Source organism: Streptomyces sp. NPDC048337 (assembly GCF_043201175.1).
Classification (GTDB): domain Bacteria; phylum Actinomycetota; class Actinomycetes; order Streptomycetales; family Streptomycetaceae; genus Streptomyces.
Genome location: NZ_JBICYR010000006.1, coordinates 343362 through 364574, shown reverse-complemented (window position 1 = coordinate 364574; position 21213 = coordinate 343362). Strand labels below are relative to the sequence as shown.

General features: G+C 72.3%; 18 protein-coding genes and 2 pseudogenes. 9 read left to right on the top strand and 11 right to left on the bottom strand.

The window, feature by feature from the left end:
- Position 1 precedes the first annotated feature (1 nt).
- Positions 2-367 carry a winged helix-turn-helix transcriptional regulator gene (locus ACGFYU_RS13625; protein WP_393827448.1) on the top strand — a complete coding sequence of 122 codons (366 nt, stop codon included), beginning with the start codon at positions 2-4 and terminating at the stop codon, positions 365-367.
- A 155-nt stretch (positions 368-522) separates the two neighbouring features.
- On the opposite strand, the gene ACGFYU_RS13620 is transcribed toward ACGFYU_RS13625, so the two are convergent.
- Positions 523-2097, bottom strand: a complete 1575-nt coding sequence (locus ACGFYU_RS13620; protein WP_393827447.1) for an amidohydrolase — start codon at positions 2095-2097, stop codon at positions 523-525.
- Positions 2019-3653 carry an APC family permease gene (locus tag ACGFYU_RS13615; RefSeq protein ID WP_393827446.1) on the bottom strand — a complete coding sequence of 545 codons (1635 nt, stop codon included), beginning with the start codon at positions 3651-3653 and terminating at the stop codon, positions 2019-2021. The genes ACGFYU_RS13620 and ACGFYU_RS13615 overlap by 79 nt, the downstream gene beginning before the upstream one ends.
- 121 nt (positions 3654-3774) lie before the next feature.
- Between ACGFYU_RS13615 and ACGFYU_RS13610 the strand changes: the two genes are divergently transcribed.
- Positions 3775-4386 (top strand): TetR/AcrR family transcriptional regulator, encoded by a 612-nt coding sequence (locus tag ACGFYU_RS13610; protein ID WP_393827445.1) that lies wholly within the window; start codon positions 3775-3777, stop codon positions 4384-4386.
- On the opposite strand, the gene ACGFYU_RS13605 is transcribed toward ACGFYU_RS13610, so the two are convergent.
- Positions 4374-7361 carry a bifunctional [glutamine synthetase] adenylyltransferase/[glutamine synthetase]-adenylyl-L-tyrosine phosphorylase gene (locus ACGFYU_RS13605; RefSeq protein WP_393827444.1) on the bottom strand — a complete coding sequence of 996 codons (2988 nt, stop codon included), beginning with the start codon at positions 7359-7361 and terminating at the stop codon, positions 4374-4376. The two genes, ACGFYU_RS13610 and ACGFYU_RS13605, sit on opposite strands and share 13 nt — an antisense overlap.
- Before the next feature lie 182 nt (positions 7362-7543).
- Between ACGFYU_RS13605 and ACGFYU_RS13600 the strand changes: the two genes are divergently transcribed.
- Positions 7544-10369: a PIG-L family deacetylase gene (locus tag ACGFYU_RS13600; RefSeq protein WP_393827443.1), complete on the top strand. Its 2826-nt coding sequence runs from the start codon at positions 7544-7546 to the stop codon at positions 10367-10369.
- Between the two features lie 216 nt (positions 10370-10585).
- On the opposite strand, the gene ACGFYU_RS13595 is transcribed toward ACGFYU_RS13600, so the two are convergent.
- Positions 10586-10897: a hypothetical protein gene (locus ACGFYU_RS13595; protein ID WP_393827442.1), complete on the bottom strand. Its 312-nt coding sequence runs from the start codon at positions 10895-10897 to the stop codon at positions 10586-10588.
- A 46-nt stretch (positions 10898-10943) separates the two neighbouring features.
- Here ACGFYU_RS13595 and ACGFYU_RS13590 point away from each other — a divergent pair.
- Positions 10944-11105, top strand: a pseudogene (locus tag ACGFYU_RS13590) (IS5/IS1182 family transposase); the annotation flags it as partial.
- 66 nt (positions 11106-11171) lie between these two features.
- Here ACGFYU_RS13590 and ACGFYU_RS13585 read toward each other — a convergent pair.
- Both ACGFYU_RS13585 and ACGFYU_RS13580 read right to left on the bottom strand, forming a co-directional pair.
- Positions 11172-11642 carry a hypothetical protein gene (locus ACGFYU_RS13585; RefSeq protein ID WP_393827487.1) on the bottom strand — a complete coding sequence of 157 codons (471 nt, stop codon included), beginning with the start codon at positions 11640-11642 and terminating at the stop codon, positions 11172-11174.
- A gap of 19 nt (positions 11643-11661) precedes the next feature.
- Positions 11662-12633 (bottom strand): annotated as a pseudogene (locus ACGFYU_RS13580) (RHS repeat domain-containing protein); the annotation flags it as partial.
- 287 nt (positions 12634-12920) lie between these two features.
- Between ACGFYU_RS13580 and ACGFYU_RS13575 the strand changes: the two are divergent.
- Positions 12921-14975, top strand: a complete 2055-nt coding sequence (locus ACGFYU_RS13575) for a PIG-L family deacetylase (RefSeq protein ID WP_393827441.1) — start codon at positions 12921-12923, stop codon at positions 14973-14975.
- A 16-nt stretch (positions 14976-14991) separates the two neighbouring features.
- Here the strand turns inward: ACGFYU_RS13575 and ACGFYU_RS13570 are convergent, their stop codons facing one another.
- The 3 genes from ACGFYU_RS13570 to ACGFYU_RS13560 form a co-directional block, all read right to left on the bottom strand.
- Positions 14992-15264 (bottom strand): hypothetical protein, encoded by a 273-nt coding sequence (locus ACGFYU_RS13570; protein WP_393827440.1) that lies wholly within the window; start codon positions 15262-15264, stop codon positions 14992-14994.
- 30 nt (positions 15265-15294) lie between these two features.
- Positions 15295-15612, bottom strand: a complete 318-nt coding sequence (locus tag ACGFYU_RS13565; protein WP_393827439.1) for a hypothetical protein — start codon at positions 15610-15612, stop codon at positions 15295-15297.
- A 119-nt stretch (positions 15613-15731) separates the two neighbouring features.
- Positions 15732-17093 (bottom strand): glutamine synthetase family protein, encoded by a 1362-nt coding sequence (locus tag ACGFYU_RS13560; protein WP_356869213.1) that lies wholly within the window; start codon positions 17091-17093, stop codon positions 15732-15734.
- Between the two features lie 174 nt (positions 17094-17267).
- Here ACGFYU_RS13560 and ACGFYU_RS13555 point away from each other — a divergent pair, with 174 nt between their 5' ends.
- From ACGFYU_RS13555 to ACGFYU_RS13540, 4 genes are all read left to right on the top strand, one after another.
- Positions 17268-17651 (top strand): hypothetical protein, encoded by a 384-nt coding sequence (locus tag ACGFYU_RS13555; protein WP_393827438.1) that lies wholly within the window; start codon positions 17268-17270, stop codon positions 17649-17651.
- 55 nt (positions 17652-17706) lie between these two features.
- The gene (locus tag ACGFYU_RS13550) at positions 17707-18387 is read left to right on the top strand and encodes a DUF3105 domain-containing protein (RefSeq protein ID WP_393827437.1); all 681 of its coding nucleotides are present in this window, start codon (positions 17707-17709) and stop codon (positions 18385-18387) included.
- The gene (locus ACGFYU_RS13545) at positions 18384-19064 is read left to right on the top strand and encodes a DUF305 domain-containing protein (RefSeq protein ID WP_393827436.1); all 681 of its coding nucleotides are present in this window, start codon (positions 18384-18386) and stop codon (positions 19062-19064) included. The genes ACGFYU_RS13550 and ACGFYU_RS13545 overlap by 4 nt, the downstream gene beginning before the upstream one ends.
- A gap of 158 nt (positions 19065-19222) precedes the next feature.
- Positions 19223-19642 carry a CBS domain-containing protein gene (locus tag ACGFYU_RS13540; RefSeq protein ID WP_393827435.1) on the top strand — a complete coding sequence of 140 codons (420 nt, stop codon included), beginning with the start codon at positions 19223-19225 and terminating at the stop codon, positions 19640-19642.
- On the opposite strand, the gene ACGFYU_RS13535 is transcribed toward ACGFYU_RS13540, so the two are convergent.
- Positions 19627-20496, bottom strand: a complete 870-nt coding sequence (locus tag ACGFYU_RS13535) for an alpha/beta fold hydrolase (protein WP_393827434.1) — start codon at positions 20494-20496, stop codon at positions 19627-19629. The two genes, ACGFYU_RS13540 and ACGFYU_RS13535, sit on opposite strands and share 16 nt — an antisense overlap.
- Positions 20493-21194, bottom strand: a complete 702-nt coding sequence (locus ACGFYU_RS13530) for a DUF998 domain-containing protein (RefSeq protein ID WP_393827433.1) — start codon at positions 21192-21194, stop codon at positions 20493-20495. Before ACGFYU_RS13530 ends, ACGFYU_RS13535 begins: the two co-directional genes overlap by 4 nt.
- Positions 21195-21213 lie beyond the last annotated feature (19 nt).

Here is a 21213-nt window from a genome sequence, read left to right as displayed (position 1 = left end):
AGTGTGCTCAGCGGAACGCGGCCACGTTGCGTGCGGCCCAGTCGGCGAAGGGCCGTGGGACTGCCCCGCGCGCGATGTGGTCGACCACGTGACCAGCAGGTGGGGTGTCTGGGTGCTGATCTCCCTGCGGAGCAACAATCTCCGGTTCTATGAACTGCGCGACAGCATCCGGGGCATCAGCGAGAAGATGCTCGCCCAGACCATGCGCGCGCTGGTTCAGGACGGCCTGGTCTGGCGGGAGGTCGAGCCGACGACGCCGCCCCAGGTCACTTACGGGCTGACCGAGTTCGGCCAGGAGGTCGGCGAGCCGCTGACGGAACTGTTCGACCGGATCACGCGGCGGCTGCCGCCGTACGGCGCGGGATAGCGCGACAGCCACCGCCCTGCGTCTCAAGGCAGGCCGGCGGCCGTCGGCCGTCGGCCGTCCCCACGTTTGCGCACGGCCTGCCCGCAGCGCATCACCCGCGCCGGATGCGCGTGGAGCTCGTACGGCGAGAACGTCGCCTACAGGCCCGCTGACGCTCAGCGGTGGGTGATGCGCCCACCCGACATCGTGAGGCGGACCGGTGCCCCGGCCAGTTCGTCCGGCGGGGCCGTCACCGGGTCGACGGCGAAGGCCGTCAGGTCCGCGCGGTAGCCGGGGGCGATCCGGCCCGCCACCCGCTGTTCCCCGGCCGCGAGCGCCGCGTGCGAGGTCAGGCCCTCCAGCGCCATCAGCCCGGTCAGGGCGGGACCGGCCGAGGCCGCGCCCAGTGGGCTGCGGGCGGTGGCCAGTACCTGGCGGGCGTCGTGGTGGGCGATGGGCCAGTCCGAGCCGAGCGCGAGGACGGCGCCCGCGTCCCGCAGGTCGCGGCAGCGCCAGGCCCGGGCGGCACGGTCCCCGCCCAGCCGCTTCGACCACTCGTCGGTGTGGTCGGCCCGGGTGTACGCGGTGTGCGGCGGCTGCATCGAGGCGATCACCCCGAGCTCCCCGAACCGCTTCAGCTGGTCGTCCGGGACCGTCTCGATGTGCTCGATCCGGTGCCGCATCCGGGCCTGCCCGCCCAGGGACGCCACCGTGTCCAGGACGTGGCGGACGGCCGCGTCGCCGATGGCGTGGGTCGCGGTGCGCACCCCGGCCGCGTCGAGGATCCGTACGGCGTGGGCGTAGGCCTCGGGGTCGGGCCAGAAGGCGTCGGTGCCCTGGCCGTGGCAGTCGGCGTGCTCCAGCCATGCGGTGCCGCCCTCGACGGTGCCGTCCATGAAGAACTTCACGCCGCCGACCTGCCAGTGGCGGCCGCCCCGGCCCTGGAGCTCGATCAGCTCGTCGAGGTCCTCGTCGGTGGCGCCCGGCATGCACCAGGGCGCGAGGCGCAGCCGGAGCGGCAGGTCGCCCTCGTACTCGACGGTCGCGAGGAGGGCCGGTACGTCTCCGTCGCCGAGGTCCATGACGTGGGCGCCGGTCAGGCCGGTGGCGGCCATGTCGCCGAGCAGTCCGACGAGGCGGGTGCGGCGCTCGGCGTACGAGGGCTTCGGCACGAGGGCGCCGACGAGGGCCATCGCGGCGTGTTCGACGAGGTGGCCGGTGGGCCGGCCCTCGGCGTCGCAGACGATCTCGGAGCGCTGGGCGAAGGCGCGGGGGCCGGTGATGCCGGCGGCCTGGAGGGCCGCGCCGGACACGAGGGCGGAGTGGCCGTCGTAGAGCCGCAGGAAGGCGGGGGCGCCGTCCAGGGCCTCTTCGATGAGGGAGCGGTCGACGGGCCGGCCGCCGAAGGCGTTGTGGTCGAGGCCGTACCCGACGACCCAGCCCCTGGTGCGGTCCGCGGTGCGCAGGGCGGCGCGCAGCTGGTCGAGGTCGCGGACGGCGGAGAGGTCGGTGCCGGTGGCCATCTCGATGCCCCAGACGGGGTGGCTGTGGGCGTCGGTGAGGCCGGGTGTGAGGGTGGCGCCGTGGAGTTCGATCACCTCGGTGCCGGGTCCGCGCCAGTCCCGTACGTCGGCCTCGTCGCCGACGGCCACGATCTCGCCACCCCGGACGGCTACGGCGCGGGCCTCGGGGCGGGCGGGGTCGAGGGTACGGACGCGGGCGCCGGTGAGGACGGTGTCGGGAGCGGGCACGGCGGTTCTTCTCCTCCGAGGTCGGTGTCGGGTTCTTCGGCGAAGCGGGCGTAGACCTCGGGGCGGCGGGTCTTGAGCCGCTGGGCGAGGGCGAGGCCGGCGAGGAAGACGGCGGGGACGAGGGCGATGAGGACGGTGTTGACGGTGGTGGAGGCCATGGTGAAGAGGTCCACCTTGGAGACGACCAGGAAGATCGCCACGGCGAGCAGCACGGCGGCGGTGACAGGCGCGATCACGGTGCGCCAGGGGCCCTCCGCGTGGGCGACGCGCCGGAAGTAGACGGGTACGGCGATGGCCGCGAGCAGCATCAGGGCCATGAGGCCGATCATGCCGGGGGTGTTCACCCAGAGCAGGAGCTGCTGGTACGGGTCGGCGCCCGCGAGCGCGAAGCCGAGGACGACGACGGCGCCGAGGGCGGTCTGCGCGGCTCCGGCGAGGTACGGGGAGCGGTGGCGGGGGTGGACGCGGCCGAGGGCCGCGGGCAGGACGCCTTCCTCGGCGAGGGCGAGGGCGTAGCGGTTGATGGCGTTGTGGAAGGCGAGGAGGGAGGCGATGACGCTGGTGACGATGAAGAGGTGCATCAGGTCGGCGGCCCAGGGGCCGACGTAGGTGCTGATCGCGGCGAAGAAGAGTCCGCCGGGGTCGGCGCCGGCGGCGGCGACGACCTCCTCGGCCCCGAAGGCCTGGATGACGGTCCAGACGATGAAGGCGTAGAAGAGGCCGAGGAAGGCGACGGCGATGTAGGTGGCGCGCGGGATGGTCCGGTCGGGGTCGCGGGCCTCGCGGCGGTAGATGACGGTGGACTCGAAGCCGGTGAAGGCGGCGAAGGCGAAGGCCAGTACGGCGGCGGTGCCGGGGACGAGGACCGCGCCGGGGGCGAAGGAACCGAGGGAGAGCCCGTGTGCCCCGCCCTTGAGGAGCACCCCTCCCGCCAGCAGGACCAGTATCCCGGTCTCGGCGACGAGGAGGACGCCGAGCACCTTGGCGCCGAAGTCGATGGAGCGGAAGCCGCCGTACCAGATGAGGGCGAGGCCCGCGAGGGAGACGGGGAGCCAGGGGATGTCGAGGCCGGCGAGGGCGCGGCCGGTGTCGGCGGTGGTGGTGCCGAGCAGGCCGTAGACGCCGATCTCCATGCCGTTGTAGCCGATGAGGGCGAGCAGGGCGGCGCCGATGCCGACGCGCTTGCCGAGGCCGCGGGTGATGTAGGCGTAGAAGGCGCCGCCGCTGCGGACGTGGCGGCTCATGGTGGTGAAGCCGACGGCGAAGACGGCGAGGGTGATGCCGGCGAGGAGGTAGCCGGCGGGGGCGCCGATGCCGCCGAGGAGGATGGCGACGGGGGCGACACCGGCCATGACGGTGAGGGGGGCGGCGGCGGAGACGACGAAGAAGGAGATGTCGGCGGTCCCGAGCGCGGCGCGGCGGAGGGCGGGGGCGCAGGCCGTGGCGGCTTGAGGGGCGGCGGGGGCTTCGGGGGCGGGGATCGGCCCTGAGGCGGCGGGGGCTTCGGGGGCGGGAGGTCGGGGCGCGGCGGGTGGTGGCGCTGGGGTGTCGGGCATGCGGGAGCACCCTTCTGCGGACGGCGGGCTGCGGCGGGGCGAAAACCTAAAGGCTTTCGGTTCGCGGCAATGTAGCCTCCGGTTTTGGGATACGGGAAGACCTGACGGCGGGAGAAAACCGATGGCACGGCCGCGCACCCCGCTCCTCGACCGGGAGCGCATCGCCGCGACCGCCCTGCAACTGGTCGCGGAGCACGGCGAGTTCAGCGTTCCACAGATCGCCCGGGCGCTCGGCGTGCAGACCGGGTCGGTGTACCACCACGTGGACGGCCGGGCCGGAGTGGTGGAGCTGATACGGGAGCTCGTGTGCGACCGGATCACCGACGAGGCCCTGACCCTGGGGCCCTGGGACCGGGCCCTGGAGGAGTGGGCGCGCTCCTACCGGGCCGCCTTCGCCGCCTACCCGCGGGCCATCCCGCTGCTGATGACCACTCCGGTCCGGGCCCCGCGGGTGCTCGCGCACTACGAGCGCGCGGTGGCCCTCCTGCTGGCCGCGGGCTTCCCCGAGCCGCAGGTGATGCCGCTCCTCACCGCCCTGGAGAACCTGGTCCTAGGCTCGGCACTCGACCTGGCGGCCCCGGAGGCCATGTGGGAGCCCTCGCCGGACACCCCGCTGCTCTCCCGCGCCCTGGCCACGGTGGGCCCGGGCCGCGCGGACACGGCCTTCGACCTGGCCCTGGCGGCGTTCCTGTCGTACGCGCGCATCCTGCGGGGCGGGGACTACGCCCCGTAGAACAGCTCGTCCACGACGGCGCGGGCGCGGCGGGTGATGCGGCGGTAGTCGTCGAGCATCTCGCCGACGGTGCCCTCGGCGTAGCCGAGGTAGCGGGCCACCGCCGCCAGGTCGCGGGCCTCGGAGGGGAAGGTGTCCCCGGCGCGGCCGCGGACCAGCATCACGGCGTTGCGGACGCGGGTGGCGAGAACCCAGGCCTCGTCCAGGATCTGCGCCTCCTCGGTCGGGATCAGTTCGGCCGCGTGGGCGGCGTACAGGGCGCGGCGGGTGCGGGTGGTGCGCAGGCCCGGTTCGGCCCAGGCGTGCCGCATCTGGATGAGCTGGACGGTCCACTCGACGTCGCTGAGGCCGCCGCGGCCGAGTTTGGTGTGGAGCGTGGGGTCGGCGCCGCGCGGCAGGCGTTCCGATTCCATCCGGGCCTTCAGGCGGCGGATCTCGCGGACGGCGTCCTCGCCGAGGCCCTCCATGGGGTAGCGCAGCGGGTCGATGAGCTCGATGAAGCGGCTGCCCAGGTCGGCGTCCCCGGCGACCGGTTCGGCGCGGAGCAGGGCCTGGCTCTCCCAGGTCAGCGACCAGCGGCGGTAGTAGGCGGCGTAGGAGGCCAGCGTACGGACGAGGGGGCCGGAGCGGCCTTCGGGGCGCAGGTCGGCGTCGATGAGCAGCGGCGGGTCGGCGGTGGGGAGTTGGAGCAGGCGGCGCATTTCGGCGATGACGGTCTGGGCGGCCTTCGCGGCCTCCTGTTCGTCGACGCCCTCGCGGGGTTCGTGGACGAACAGGACGTCGGCGTCGGAGCCGTAGCCCAGTTCGTGGCCGCCGAAGCGGCCGACGCCGATGACGGCGAAGCGGGTGGGCAGGGTGTCGCCGTAGTGGCTCTGGACGGCGGCGCGCAGGGCTCCGGCGATGGTGGCGGCGGTGAGGTCGGAGACGGCTGCGCCGACCCGGTCGACGAGGGCTCCGTGGTCCTCCTCGGCGGGGCTGTCTTCCGTGCCGTACGAGCCGATGAGGTCGGCGGCGGCGGTGCGGAAGAGCTCGCGGCGGCGGACCCCGCGGGCGGCGGCGACGGCGGCTTCCGGGTCCCCGGCGCGGCCGGCGGCGGCGAGGACCTCCTGCGCAAGGGCCTCGTGGGTACGGGGCGTCAGGCCTTCGGGGTCGCCGAGCAGGGCCACGGCTTCGGGGGCGCGCATGAGGAGGTCCGGGGCGAGGCGGCCGGCGGACAGGACGCGGGCGAGGTTCTCGGCGGCGGCGCCCTCGTCGCGCAGCAGCCGCAGGTACCACGGGGTCTTGCCGAGGGCGTCGGAGACCTTGCGGAAGTTCAGCAGACCGGCGTCCGGATCCGCGGAGTCGGCGAACCAGCCGAGGAGGACGGGCAGCAGGGTGCGCTGGATGGCCGCGGCCCGGGTGACGCCGGAGGCGAGGGCTTCGAGGTGGCGCAGGGCGGCGGCCGGGTCGGCGTAGCCGAGGGCTTCGAGGCGCTGGCCTGCGGCGCGCGGGGAGAGCCGGGTCTCGCCGGGGGTGAGTTGGGCGACGGCGTCGAGCAGCGGGCGGTAGAAGAGCTTCTCGTGCAGGCGGCGGACCACGGAGGCGTGCCGGCGCCAGGCCTTGTTGAGCTCGGCGACGGGTTCGGTGCGCAGGCCGAGCGAGCGGCCGAGGCGGCGGAGGTCGTTCTCGTCCTCGGGGACGAGGTGGGTGCGGCGCAGCCGGTAGAGCTGGATGCGGTGCTCCATGGCGCGCAGGAATCGGTACGCGTCGTGCAGCTGGGCGGCGTCGGCGCGGCCGACGTAGCCGCCGGCGGCCAGTGCGTGGAGGGCGTCGAGGGTGGTGCCGGAGTGCAGGGTGGCGTCGTGCCGGCCGTGCACGAGCTGGAGCAGCTGGACGGCGAACTCGACGTCGCGCAGGCCGCCGGGGCCGAGCTTGAGCTCGCGGTCGACCTGGGCGGCGGGGATGTTGTCGACGACGCGGCGGCGCATCTTCTGCACGTCGGCGACGAAGTTCTCGCGCTCGGCGGCCTGCCAGACGAGCGGGCTTATGGCGTCGATGTACTGGGCGCCGAGGTCGGGGTCGCCGGCGACGGCGCGGGCCTTGAGGAGGGCCTGGAACTCCCAGGTCTTGGCCCAGCGCTGGTAGTAGGCGAGGTGGGAGGAGAGGGTCCGGACGAGGGGGCCGTTGCGGCCTTCGGGGCGGAGGTTGGCGTCGACGGGCCAGATGGTGCCTTCGACGGTGGTCTCGGAGCAGATCCGCATGAGGTGGGAGGCGAGGCGGGTGGCGGCCTGGATGCCCTTGCCCTCGTCGGTGCCGGGGGCGGCTTCGCCGACGAAGATGACGTCGACGTCGGAGACGTAGTTCAGCTCGTTGCCGCCGCACTTGCCCATGGCGATGACGGCGAGGCGGCAGGCGGCGGCGTCCGCGGGGGCGGCGGCGGAGGCGATGCGCAGGGCCGCGCGGAGGGTGGCGGTGGCGAGGTCGGCGAGCTCGGCGGCGGTCTCGGCGACGTCTATGGTGCCGCAGACGTCGCGGGCGGCGATGGAGAGCAGGCAGCGGCGGTAGGAGACGCGGAGCTGGACGGGGTCGTGGGCGTCGGCGAGTCCGCGCTCGAACTCGGCGAGGCCGGGGTGCAGGTCGGCGGCCTCGTACGTGATGAGGGAGTGCCAGTCGAGGGGGTGGCGGGCGAGGTGGTCGCCGAGGGCCTCGGAGGCGCCGAGCACGCCGAGGAGCCGGTCGCGGAGCGGTTTGGCGCTGACGAGGGTGTCGAGGAGGCCTGGCAGCTCGTCGGGCGGCTGCGCCTCGGCGAGCCGGACGAGTCCGAGGAGGGCGAGGTCGGGATCGGCGGTCGCCCCGAGGGCGTCGAGGAGCACCGGATCGGCGCGTACGGAGGCCAGCGCGTCGGCGTCGAGCAGCCGGGCCGCGGCGGAGGGGTCGGTGAACCCGCTGCGGAGCAGCCGGATGAAGGTGCTGCTCCTGCGTCCCGGGACTGTCATCCCGCCGCCTCCCGCGGTCGTCGCTGCCTCTGCCCTGGCGTGCCGTTCCCTGCTGGGAGCTGAGCCTAGCCGGAGCAGGCGTTCGACTCATCGCCCCGTATCATGACGGGGCTTATCGGATTATCCGAATATTTATGGCGCCATGGGGCCCGCTCCCCCGCCGACCGGCCTCAAGGAGCCCCATGCCCGACGGACGCCCCGACCCCTCCACGGGCCGGCAGACCGCCTGGCTCGGGCACGCCCAGCCGCTCCCGCCGGTCGCGGGGCACCCGCAGGGCACCTGGCAGCCCGGCGCGCCCGCCGGGCAGCCGCATGAACCGCTGCACGGCGGCGCCCCGCACCCCACCGCACCCGCCGCCGCCTGGCACCACCCCGCCGACCCCGGGCAGAGCCCGCAGCCCTGGCACCCGGTCCCGCCCGCCGCGGGGCACCCGCAGGGCACGTGGCAGCACGCCGCAGGCGCCCCGCACGGCCCGCAGCCCCCGCAGCCGGTCCCGCCCTTCACCGACGCCGGATACTACGGCGCACCCGCGCCGGGGCACCCGCAGGCCGGCGGCGGCCCCCACCCCGCCGCCCGGCAGCACCCCACCGACACCGGGCACGGCCATACGCTCCCGCCCACCGCGGGCCACCCGCAGGGCACATGGCAGCACGCCGCAGGCGCCCCGCAGGGCCCGCAGCCCTGGCAGAACGCCCCCGTCGCCGGACACCACGACCCGCACCCCGCCACACCGACCGGTGCGGGGTACCCCGACACGCCTGCCGCGGGGCACCCCCAGGACACCCGGCCGCGCGCCGGGAAGACCGGGCCGGGCGGGCGCCGCGCGCCCCGGGCCGACGCCCCGCGCGGGGGCCGGGTACGGGGCGGCGGCACGCCGCAAGGGAACCGGGCGGCCGGAGCCGCGGCAAACGCCGTGCGCCACCACGGCCAGTGGAAGGGCCTCGTCAAGGCCGTCGCCCTCCTCGCCGCCACCACCGCCGCCGGCATGCTCGTACTGCGCGGCAACGACGCCCTCGACCGGCTCGCCACCCCGCCGCCCCCCACCGGCAAGGCCACCGCCCCCGCGGCCCCGGCCGACGCACCCGACCCCGGACGCGTGCTCCAGATCGTCGCGCACCCGGACGACGACCTCTACTTCATGAATCCGGACCTGCGTTACTCCATAGCCGCCGGCCACCCCGTGACCTCGGTCTACCTCACCTCCGGCGAAGCCGACGGCATCAACGCCGCCGAAGGCAAGCAGGGCTCGGCCAAGCCCAACAAGCCCGCCTACGCCGAAGCCCGCCAGAACGGCATACGCGCCGCCTACGCCAAGATGGCCACCGGCGACCGCAGCAGCCCCTGGCAGCGCACCGTCGTCCCGACCAAGGGCGGCGGCCACGCCGAGGTCGACGTCCTCGTCGCCAAACCCCAGATCAACCTCGTCTGGCTGCAACTCCGCGAGGCCGGCACCGTCTACGACCCCGCCCCCGACAGCCTCCACGGCCTGTGGGACGGCAAGGTCCCCCGCCTGGAGTCGGTGCTCGCCTCCGGCACCCCGGTCAAGCAGCGGTTCGCGTACACGAAGGACCAGGTCGTCCAGACCCTGGCCGGCGTCCTGGAGCAGTACAAGCCCACCACCGTCCGCTCCCAGGACCCGACCCCCGGCCGGTTCCCCGACACCAAGCGGTACACCGACCACCAGGACCACTTCTACGGCGCCCGCTTCGTGCAGCTGGCCACCGCCGCCTACGCGAAGGACGTCAAGGACCGCCCGCACTTCGCGGTGCAGAACTACGTCGGCTACTTCAACGGCTCCCTCCCCAGCGCCCTGGACCCCGACGAGGCCACGGAGAAGCTGGACATCCTGGACACCTACGCCTGGCTCGACAGGCAGAACCACTGCGGCAGCGACGCCGGCTGCGGCGACCTCAAGGTGTCCGACAACCCGGCCGGCAACCACTGGACGCAGACCGTCAACTACGCCCGCGGCACCAGCACGTCCTGGCTGACCTCCGACCGGGAGCACGGCCTGTGGGCCTTCAAGGTGCTCGACGGACAGGTCGCCGTCTGGCACCGGGCCGGCCTCATCGGCCGCTGGAGCGGGCCCACCCTGCTCCCCGGCACCGGCATGGACCAGGGCATGTCCACCGTGACCCTCAAGGACGGCCGGATCGCCGTCTTCGGCACCCGCACCTCCTTCGGCGCGAAGCCCGCCGACTACCGGCGCGAGGTCGTCCACGCCGTCCAGAAGGGCCCGGGCTCCGAGGAGTTCGGCCCGTGGCAGTCGCTGGGCACCCCCGAGACGGCGGACGAGAACTGGACTTCCGACATCAGCGCGCCCGCCGTCTCGATCGACGGCACCGGCCGGCTGGCGGCGTACGTCCGCGACGGCGCGTACAGCCTGCGCGGCCGGGTGCAGCACCCGGACGGCAGTTGGGGCCCGTGGGAGAGCCACGGCGGCACCGACCTGCACGGCTCCCCGGTCACCGCCACCGACGGCGCCGGCCGACGGATGGTCTTCTCCACGACCTCCAAGACGGTGGTGGGGTGGGTACAGCCGAAGCCGGGCGCCCCGCTGGGCCCGGCCACCGCCACCGGGCTGCCCGACACCACGCTCCCGCTCACGGCGGAGGGCCGCGAGGGCGGGGTCCGGCTGTGGTTCCGCAAGCCCGGATCCGGCAACGTCCGTACGGCCCTGATGACGGGTGACGGCGGGCTGAAGGTGAACAACCTCACCGACCTCGGCGGCCTCCAGGGCTTCGGCTCGGTGACGGCGAGCGGGCACGTACTGGCCGGCCGTACGGCGGGCGGGCAGCTGGGCTCGGACCTCGGGCCGGGCCGGCCGTGGGAGCGGTCGCCGCTGATGTTCGTCGGCGCGCCGTCCTCGACGACGACCGGGAAGAACATGGTCAGCCTGGCGGTGGTGGGACTCGACGCACGGCTGTACGTGACCTCGTCGGCGGACGCCCCGGACGCGTACCTGGCGCCGTGGCAACCGGTGGGCCCGCGCAACACGGCCCCGTAGCCCAAGGCCGTGAAGTTGAGGGCTGTTCGGCCCTGGCAGGAGGATGTTGATGCTGGGGCGGCTTTGTAGGTGCAGCGGTCGACGCGGAGGCTTTTGTAGGCGTAGCGGGACAGGGGGTTTGCGGATGGCGGAGAGGCGGGCCAGATAAGACTGCGCCGGTGTCGGCGGCCGCTTGGAGGAAGGCGTTGGCGGCGAAGCCGGGGTCCAGCAGAACGATCATGCCGGAGTGACGGCACGGGTACCGCAGGCGACCAGGGCGGTCAGGCAGATCTGGGGGTATCCGGCGGTGTACTGGTTGGAGCCCTTGCCCAGGGCCTGCCGGACGGCGGGATCATCGGGTACGTCGAGGTAGGCGCCGTTGATCGCGACGACGAGCAGGGCGCTCCAGCGGGCTCGGGTGGTGCGGATCGCGGACGCCAGTCCGGGCAAGAGGTCCAACAGGGCGCTCAGCGGGCGGACTCCGAGCCGGGCGCGGGCATGCCATAAGGCCGTCGCGGTGACCTTCGGTATCGGCAGAGCGTCCAACACGGTGATGAGCTTGGACCACACGGCAGCACAGCCGCGTCCCGGTGGTGGCCGTCCGTGGTGTTTACCGCTGGCGGACCGGGTACGACTGATGGCCGTGTACTACCTCACGATGCGATACCCCGCCCCGCTGTTCGGGATCTCACCGGCCACGGTCGGCCGGGTCATCCAGCGGCTCGGGCCAATGCTCGCGCTGGAGCCGGCTCCGCGGCCCGTCGCGGGGGTTGAGCGGCTGGGGACCATCCGAAGGAATCGGCCTGGCAGCGCTCCGTCGCGACTACCACCTCGCGAACGGCGTTCGCATCGCAAGCTCGGGAGCGGCTCGGCGCAGCGCGGCCCCGAAATCACCGGCCAAGCCGGTGAGAAGCTCCAACGCTGCGGTACGCGAAAGGACTTCCACGTCCGGATCCGGGTGCCATGCAGTGCCCGAGGTGCATCGGATCTCCGTGGTGTCCCCTGCGGGCACGAAGGTCAGGCGTCGCTCGATCCCCTGCCCGTAGAGGTCGATCTCGGCGGCACGGCCCGATTGCAGACTGTCGATCGCTTCAGGGAGCTGCTCGATCACCGACGAAAGATCGTACGAAATGTTGACCGGCCATTCCTGTTGACCGAACCCCGAGACGACGAAGCGTGCATCCGTTTCGGAGAGCAGCTGACACACGTCCATGGTCAGCGACTCATAGTCGTCGGAGAGCTCGACTTCCAGCAGATCGGGCGGCAGTTGCGCCGAAGGGGACGTGAGGGACATCCTCATGCTCATTTCACCGTCACTTCACTATGGGGAATGCTGTCTTGTAGCTTCCATCAGGTTTGGGAACCATACGGACGTGGGTCGGTTCCACGATCGAACCATCGGGCTTGATGACCTGACCCATTCCCGGTGGGATCGGTACTTCGCGTACTCCGGCATTCGGATCATGGTGCGCCTTCAGGAACTCCACAGCCTTGGCATTGTCCAACCACTGCCCTTGATCATTTCCTGTGGAGCGGGCACGGTCCGTGAGGCTCTGCGTGTTCTTCGTTCCCGCTCCGTGCTCACTGAACGTGTGACCGAAGGTGGGTCGGCTCTTTTCGTTCCAGTTGAGATCCTCGGTCTTCTTCTTGCACGGTTTGAGTCCGAGCGGATCCGACCAGGTGTGAGGGTTGGACACGTAGGACCGGGGAGTGGGTGCAGGAGCCAGGCCCAATGGGTCCGGTGTCAGGTACTGCGCCACCTCAGGGTCGTAATGTCGGAAATAGTTGTAGTGCAGACCCGTTTCCGGGTCGAAATACTGACCTGGAAACCGAAGCGGAGTATAGGTCGTACTGGTCGCAGCCCACGTCGTCGTGCCCCACAAGGTGCTGCGCATGCGCCATGCCAGATTGCCCGCATCGTCGATCAGTTCACTCGGTGTGCCGATCAGGTCGGTGACGATGGAAAAGAATCGCTCGGCGACCAATTCATGTGGTGCGTCAGGTCCGAGAATGCGCTCCGTCTGGGTGAGCGGATGCAACCCGTCGTGGTCCCAGGTCAGCGCCACAGGATGGGGCAAAGTCGTGGCGGTGGTTGTCTGTTCGCACAGCAGGCTGTCGTCCCAGACGAACAACACCTGCTCCACGATCGACAGACCGCGGTCGGCCAGGCGCTGCTTGGAGACACGGCGGCCGAGCGCGTCGTACTGGTAGCACCACACGGAGCCGTCCGGTGTGGTGACGGATGTCAGCCGGTCCTCGGCGTCCCACGTGTAGCGCCAGTCATCCCCTTAGCCCCACACCCTCCTACGCATAGCGACCATTGACACCAAAAGGCCGCATTCTCCACCAAACCCCCGATACCAGCACGCCGGTTGACCCCAGGTGCGGACGAACAGCCTCCACATCTCGATCACATATCCGGACCAAAAACTCCACAAGGCACAATCACGTCCTGTCTTTTCCGGAAACCGGCAGTCATCGGCGAAATCGGTGAACCAACTTGCCGAAATTGGCCTCTCTCTGACTGCTCAGCGGTTTTTCCGCCCGGAACGACCCCCAAGGCGTGACCCCGATGCCCATGACCCGCCGCCGCTTCGCGGCGCTCGCAACCGTGCTTGCCGCCGGCACCACCGGCGTGCTCGCCGTTGCCTCCGGCCAGCAGACGCCGGCGGAGGCCAGGCAGGAGAAGGCCCCGGCGGCCGCGCTCCCGGCGAGCACCACGGCCGGATCGGTCGTCCAGGTCGTCGCCCACCCCGACGACGACCTGTTCTTCATGAACCCCGACCTCAGCCGCTCGCTGCTGGCCGGCATACCGGTGACCACCCTCTACCTCACCTCCGGCGAGGCCGACGGCCGCAACGAGGCCAAGGGCGGCGCCGCCAAGGACCCCGAACAGCCCGCCGACCGCGCCCACTACGCGGAGGCCCGGCAGAACGGCATACGCTCCGCCTACGCCCAGATGGCCCTCGGCGACCGGACCGGCGTGTGGCGCCGTACGGTCATACCCACCATCGGCGGCGGCCAGGCCGAGCTGGACGTCCTCGTCGCCAAGCCGGAGATCAACCTGGTGTGGCTCCAGATGCGCGAGGCCCGTACCACCGGCGAGGACACCCCGGAGAGCCTGCGCGGCCTGTGGAACGGGCGGATACCGGCGCTGCCGTCCCAGCTGACCTCCGGCACCCCGGTCAAGCGGACGTACACGTACACGAAGGACCAGCTGATACAGGCGATAGCCGGGATCCTGGAGCGGTACCGGCCGACGACGATACGGATGCAGGACCCGACTCCCGGCCGGTACGAGTCGGGCAGGTACACCGACCACCAGGACCACATGTACGGGGCGCGCTTCGCGCAGGCCGCCACCGCCGCCTACGCGGAGCGGGTCGCGAACCGCCCGCGCTTCTCGGTCCAGAACTACCTCGGCTACCACAACAGCACCCTCCCGCACGCGCTGGACCCGCAGACGGCCGAGACGAAGACGGGCTACCTGCGGACCTACGCCTGGCAGGACCACGAGAACTACTGCGGCTCCCCCTCGGGCTGCGGCGACCGCAAGGTCGCGGGCAATCCGACCGGGCGCAACTGGGCCCAGTCCCTGCGCTACAGCCGCGCCGACCACGCCTCCTGGCTGGCGGAGGGCACGCCCGGCCGCCTCTGGGCCTTCGCCACGCTGGACGGGCAGGGCGCGTACTGGACGCGGAGCCCCGGCGGCGACTGGGCAGGGCCGGCCCTCCTCCCCGGCACGGGCATCGACCCGGGCCCGACCGCCACGCGCCTGCCCGACGGCCGGATCGGGGTCCTCGCCACCCGTACGGTCTTCGGGGCCGCGCCCGCCGACTACCGGCGCGAGGTCGTGTACGCGGTCCAGTCCGCGCCCGACGGCCCCTTCGGCCCGTGGCAGTCGCTCGGCACCCCCGAGCGGGGCGACGAGGACGGCACCTCGGCCATCAGCTCGCCCGCGGCAGCCGTCGACTCCGAGGGCCGCGTGACGGTCTACCTCCGCGACGCCCGCCGCACCCTGCGCGCCGCGACCCAGCAGCCGCACGGCGGCTTCTCCACCTGGCAGCGGCTGGGCGGCGACGACCTGCAGAGCGATCCGGTGACGGCCGTCGACTCCGCCGGGCGCCGTCACGTGTACGCCACCACGACCGACTCGGTCCTGGCGTGGACCCAGGCCACCCCCGGCGGCCCGCTGCTCGGACCGTCACCGACGGGCCTGCCCGCCACCACGGTCCCCCTGTCGGCGGCCCCGGACGGCGCGGGCGTCCGCGTGTACTTCCGCCGCCCCGACTCGGGGGTGGTCCGCACCGCCCTGGTCACGGCGGGCCCCGGCAAACCGCAGGTCTCCAGCGTCACGGAGGCGGGCGGCCGGGCCGGCTACGGCGCGGTCGGCGTCGCGGGCCGCCTCATCTCGGGCCGCGCGGACAGCGGCACGGTCGGCACGACGGGCCTCGGCGGCCCACCCGCCTGGTCGGAGTCCCGCATGCTCTACGCGGGCGCCCCCGCGGCCGTCCTCGAACCCGCCGGCACCATCACCACGGCGGTCCTGGGCCTGGACGCCCAACTCCACACCACCACGACCCCTCCGACCCCCACCCGCCCCACCTGGCACCGCGCGGTGCGCTGATGGCCGGTCGAAGCCATCAGTCGAGGTCCTGGATCTCCTCCGCAATCACCTTTCTCCTCTGCGGGTCGACTCGCACACGACCGGGTCCGTCGAAAAGCGAGGGGTCCACGAGGAGCGTCCCAAGCCCGGCCCGGTCGAGCCCCTGATCCTTGACCAGTTCGAGCGCCCGCTCCACGACGACGCTTTCCGGCGTCTCGTCGACTCCCGTCATGTCCACCACGTGATGCACGTGGACGATTTCGCCGCTCGGATCGTAGACGACACAGCATTTGGCGTACGCGACGCGCATGTCACCTGTTGAGGAAAATCCAGGCATGATTCACTCCCAGAAGTCGAACCTTGCGTACAGCCAAGCCGACTGATTGGCCGTCGTAGCGGTCCCGAACGTAATTCTGGTCATGCGGTCGAACACCGACGGCGGCCAGTTCGGCCAGTCACCGAAGTCCACTTCCTCCTCGGCCCCCGAAGGAAGCCTGCGACGGAAGTGCTTTATCCCCGCGTAGCTCGTCCCGCCGCCTGCGGTGCCGTGCAGTACCGCGGTCACATAGACCGGGATCGGGGCAACGACGACGTCGATCGTGGTGTATTGGTTCCCTGAGCCCTTGAACCAGTGCCCGACTATCTGCGTGACCGCCATGACTGACCCCTCTCGGTCAGAGCCCCGTTCCCAGGAAACACCCGGCACGGCACCGGCGCATCTCAAGACGACTCCGGGCCGGTGGTCGACGACCACCGGCCCGGAGTCTTTGAACTTCCCTACAGCACAGGGAGGTTTTTGCGGAGTTCGAAGGCCGTGACCTCGCTCCGGTATTCCTCCCACTCCTGCTTCTTGTTGCGGAGGAAGAAGTCGAAGACGTGTTCGCCGAGGGTTTCGGCGACCAGTTCGCTGCGTTCCATCAGGGCGATGGCCTCGCCGAGGTTCTGCGGGAGGGGTTCGATGCCCATCGCGCGGCGTTCGGCGTCGGAGAGGGCCCAGACGTCGTCGTCGGCGCCGGCCGGGAGTTCGTAGCCCTCCTCGATGCCCTTGAGGCCCGCCGCCAGGAGGACGGCGTACGTGAGGTAGGGGTTGGCGCCCGAGTCGATCGAGCGGACCTCGACGCGGGAGGAGCCCGTCTTGCCCGGCTTGTACATCGGGACGCGGATCAGGGCGGAGCGGTTGTTGTGGCCCCAGCAGATGTACGAGGGGGCCTCGCCGCCCGAGCCGGCGGTGCGGGAGGAGCCGCCCCAGATGCGCTTGTAGGAGTTGACCCACTGGTTGGTGACCGCCGCCGTCTCCGCGGCATGGCGAAGGAGGCCCGCGATGAAGGAGCGGCCGACCTTCGAGAGCTGGTACTCCGCGCCCGACTCGTAGAAGGCGTTGCGGTCGCCCTCGAAGAGGGAGAGGTGGGTGTGCATGCCCGAGCCCGGGTACTCCGAGAAGGGCTTCGGCATGAAGGTGGCCTGGACGCCCTGTTCGAGGGCGACCTGCTTCATGACCAGGCGGAAGGTCATGATGTTGTCGGCCGTGGAGAGCGCGTCGGCGTAGCGCAGGTCGATCTCCTGCTGGCCGGGGGCGCCCTCGTGGTGGCTGAACTCGACCGAGATGCCCATGGATTCGAGCATGGTGATCGCCTGGCGGCGGAAGTCCATGCCCACGTTCTGCGGGGTGTGGTCGAAGTAGCCGGAGTTGTCCGCCGGGACCGGGCGGGTGCCGTCCAGCGGCTTGTCCTTCAGCAGGAAGAACTCGATCTCCGGGTGGGTGTAGAAGGTGAAGCCCAGGTCGGAGGTCTTGGCGAGGATGCGCTTGAGCACGAAGCGCGGGTCCGCGAAGGACGGGGAGCCGTCCGGCATCAGGATGTCGCAGAACATCCGGGCGGTCCCGGGGGCCTCCGCGCGCCACGGCAGTATCTGGAAGGTGCTCGGGTCCGGCTTGGCGATCATGTCGGACTCGTAGACCCGCGCGAAGCCCTCGATCGCGGAGCCGTCGAAGCCGATGCCCTCGTCGAAGGCCTGCTCCAGCTCCGCGGGGGCGACCGCGACGGACTTCAGGAAGCCCAGTACGTCGGTGAACCACAGGCGCACGAAGCGGATGTCGCGCTCCTCAAGCGTCCGGAGGACGAATTCCTGCTGCTTGTCCATGCCTTCATCCTCGCAGTTCAGACGGCCTGTGCACCACCGCCCCCGGCGGGTTCGGGCACAGTCGGGCCGGCCCAGTATCGCCAGCGGTGGTTTCCGCCACATTACGCACCCGCCAAAGGTCGCGGCACCCCCGCACTGACCCTGGGCCCGTCATGAGCATTACCATCTGCGCCCATGGGGGGCCGGCAGGACACACAGCGGGGGCGGCGGGTACGTCCCGGGCTCCTGCGCGCCGTCCTGCCAGCGGCCTTCGGGGTGCTGGTCGGGGTGCTCCTGCTCTGCGCGCGGCCCGGTGAGCCACATGCCCCGGCGGCCCTGCAGGCCGCTGCCGCCCACGGGCCGGCGCACGCCGTCTGCGTGTCCCCGTACGACCTGCCCGGCTGCTCGCCCCTCGCGCACACGATCCCGGGCGTGCTGCCGGTGCCGCCGCCCGCCGTGACCGTGGCGGGCGGCGATCCGCTGCCCGCCGCCAGGGCCGGCGCGGACGGGCGGATCCGGCCGCCCGGGACGCTCGCGCGCGCCCCCGACCTGCATGTCCTCCAGGTGCTGCGAACCTGACGGGTCCGGTTTCCCGTCCATCCACCCCCCTCATCAGCAGAAGGAACCAGGGCACATGGCCAGCAGGACCTCGGACAACATTTCCCGCCAGCAGCGCATAGCCGAGATGCGCCGGGCCGACAAGGCGCGGGAGCGGCGCATGAAGGCCATCGCGATCACGGTCTCCTCAGCCGTGGTCGTCGGCCTGGTCGGATTCGGCGCGTGGGTGCTGATCGACCAGAAGCAGGCCGAGCAGCGCAAGCAGCAGGCCGCCGAGAAGCTCCTCAAGGAGCAGCAGGAGATCCGCAAGCAACCCGTCGAGGGCGAGCAGGTCTGGGACGCGAAGAAGTTGGGCCGCAATCACGTCGAGACCCCGGTGAAGTACGAGATGAACCCGCCGGTCGGCGGTGACCACCACCCCCGCTGGATGAACTGCAACGGCGACGTCTACAAGAACGCCATCCCGCAGGTGAACGCCGTGCACTCGATGGAGCACGGAGCGGTCTGGGTGACGTACAACGAGAAGGCCGCCAAGGCCGACCTCGACAAGCTGTCCGCGCGGGTGGAGAAGACCCCGTACACGCTGATGAGCCCGGTCAAGGAGCAGGCCGGAGCGATCATGCTCAGCGCCTGGGGCAAGCAGCTGACGGTGGAGACGGCGGAGGATCCCCGGGTGGCGCAGTTCTTCACCAAGTACGTGCAGGGTGAGCAGACCCCGGAGCCGGGCGCCGCCTGCACGAACGGCCTGACCAAGTGAGCCGCACCCCCCGTACGTACTGGGTCTCGGGCACGGCGGTGCTGCTGGCGCTGCTGTTCGCGGCCGTGGCCACGATGGCCGCCGCCGCGAACGGGGGCGGCGACGGCAAGCCCGCACCGGTGGCCGCCGTGCCCGGGCTGCGCTCCCCTGACGCGGGCTTCGCCCGGGACATGGCGGTGCACCACCAGCAGGCGGTGGAGATGTCCTTCATCGTCCGCGACCGCACCCAGGACGAGGCGGTCCGCAGCCTCGCGTACGACATCGCCAACACCCAGGCCAACCAGCGGGGCATGCTCCTCGGCTGGCTGGACCTGTGGGGGCTGCCGAAGGTGCTGGCCGACGAGCCTGCGATGTCCTGGATGGGGACCACCGGTGACGGCCATGCCGGGCACGGCGGACACGCCGCCCAGCCCGGCGGGCCGCTCATGCCCGGCATGGCCACCAAGGAGGAGCTCGCGCAGCTGGGCTCAGCCTCCGGCCGGGACGCGGAGGTGCTCTACCTCCAGCTGATGACCGACCACCACAAGGGCGGCGTCGCGATGGCCGAGGGCTGCGCCCGGCTGTGCGGGACCCCGGTCGAGCGGGAGCTGGCGCAGGGCATGGTCGACGCGCAGCGCTCGGAGCTCACCCTGATGGCGGACATGCTGCGGCAGCGGGGAGCTGCGCCGCGCGGGTGACGGGACACGCTCGTACGGTGGTGGGAGGGCGCCTCTCACCCGTACGGGCGTGCACTCCCCCGTGTCGAGTCGCGTGGGCCGAACGGCCGAATGAGGATGAGGGCGCCGAGGCGGGTGCACCCGCGCCCGCCGCACACGGCGCTCAGGAGGTTTACGCGATGACCACCGCCGGAGACATCATGCACGCCGGGGCCCAGTGGATCCCCGCCACCGAAACCCTGGACCGGGCCGCTCAGCTGATGGCCCGCCTCAACGTGGGCGCGCTGCCCATCAGCGACAAGACGGAACGCCTCTGCGGCATCCTCACCGACCGCGACATCGTGGTGGGCTGTGTGGCCAAGGGGCACAACCCGTCGAAGGTGACGGCGGGCGACATGGCCCAGGGCACGCCGCGCTGGATCGACGCGGGCGCCGACGTCTCCCAGGTGCTGGAGGAGATGGAGAGCCACCAGATCCGCAGGCTGCCGGTGATCAGGAACAAGAAGCTCGTCGGCATGATCAGCGAGGCCGACCTGGCCAAGCACCTCACGGACCGGCAGATGGCCGACTTCGTGGAGAAGGTCTACGCCCGCGGCTGAGCCGCGTCGGATGTGGTGAGGACCGCCCGGGCCACCTGGTCCGGGCGGTCCAGCATGACCAGGTGCCCGGCGGGCTCGGCGGCCTCGAAGCGGGCGCCCAGCCGGTCGGCGAGCTCCGCCTGGCGGGCGAGCCAGCGCCGGGGGCCGCGCCCGGTGCCGCCGTCGTGGCCGGCGAGGACGGTCGCGGGGGCGGTCAGCGGGTGCGTGCCGCGCAGGGCCAGGACCTCGGCGGCCATGTCCGGGTAGCGGGAGTTCTCCAGCAGGGCGCCGCGCCAGACGCGGCCGGTGCGGTAGCAGCGGCGTACGAGGTCCCGGGCGGCCGGGTCGGCGCCGCCGGTGCGGGAGGCCCGTACGGTCGCGCGGCGTGCGGCGGGGCCCAGCGCGACCGGCAGCCCGACGGCGGTGAGGGCCCGGCCGAGGGCGCGGGCGGCGGCGGTCCGGAGCCCGGCGGGCAGCAGCGCCCGCGGGGCCTCCTCGACGCTGGAGTCGAGCAGTACGAGGGCTGCGGTGCGCTCCGGGTACAGCCGGGCGAAGGCCTCGGCGTGGAACCCGGCGATGGAGTGCCCGACGACGGTGACGGGGCCGGGCGCGGCCAGTGCGTCCATGAGTCCGGCGATCCGGTGGGCCTCCGCGGCGGCGGTCGGCGGCTCCGCGGCCGGGGCGCTGAGGCCGTGTCCGGGCCGGTCGAAGCGGACGACGGTGCGGCCGGCGGCGACGAGCCGCGCGGCGACCGGGTCCCAGTCGAACCAGGCCATGGCGAGCCCGGCGCTCAGCACCACCACGGGCCCCCGCCCCTCGACGACCACGTGCAGCGGGACCCCGTCGACCCTCACGAACCGCCCGGGACCGCTCACGTACGGCGCTCCTTGTGCACGGAGTACGCGAGCAGGCCCAGCCAGAGCGCCACGAACAGCACCTGGAGCCGCTGCCCGGCCCCCAGCGCCCACGTCCCGCGCCCGGCGGTGAACAGCGCGATGGCGGTCAGGGTCCAGACGGTGGCGAGCAGCTCCAGGACCACGAGCGCGGGCCCGTAGCGGGCGAGCGGGGCGAACCAGCCGTAGCGGCGGGCGGCGACGGTGAGGGCCACGATCCCGACGAGGGCGCCGGTCATGGCGAGGCTGCTGCTGACGGCATGGGCCTGATGGGTGGCGGGAACGAGTCCGGCGGTCTCCCGGGCGGCGCATTCGGGGTCCTGGGTGGGCGTGCAGCTCAGCGGGAGCCAGGCGTCGGCGGCGGTGGCCGCGCCGAAGAGGGTGACCCCGGCCCATCCGGCGACCGCCCAGGGGCGGCGGGATTCGGCGTACCGCACCAGCCGGAGCAGGGCCAGCAGCCCGCCGGCGAAGGCGAGCAGCCCGGCGCTGAAGTCGGTGGCCCGGAACAGGCCGCCGAGCGGCTGGTCCTGGGCGGCGAGCTCGCTGACGTACGTCTCGATGGGGTTGAGGCCCGTGGAGAGGACCACCTCCAGCACCCATGCGGTGTAGGCGGCGGCGCCGAGGCCGATGAGCGTCGCGACCGGCCAGGCGGTGCGCGGAGAGAGGCCATGAGGGGACATAGTGTGACTAATCCTAAAC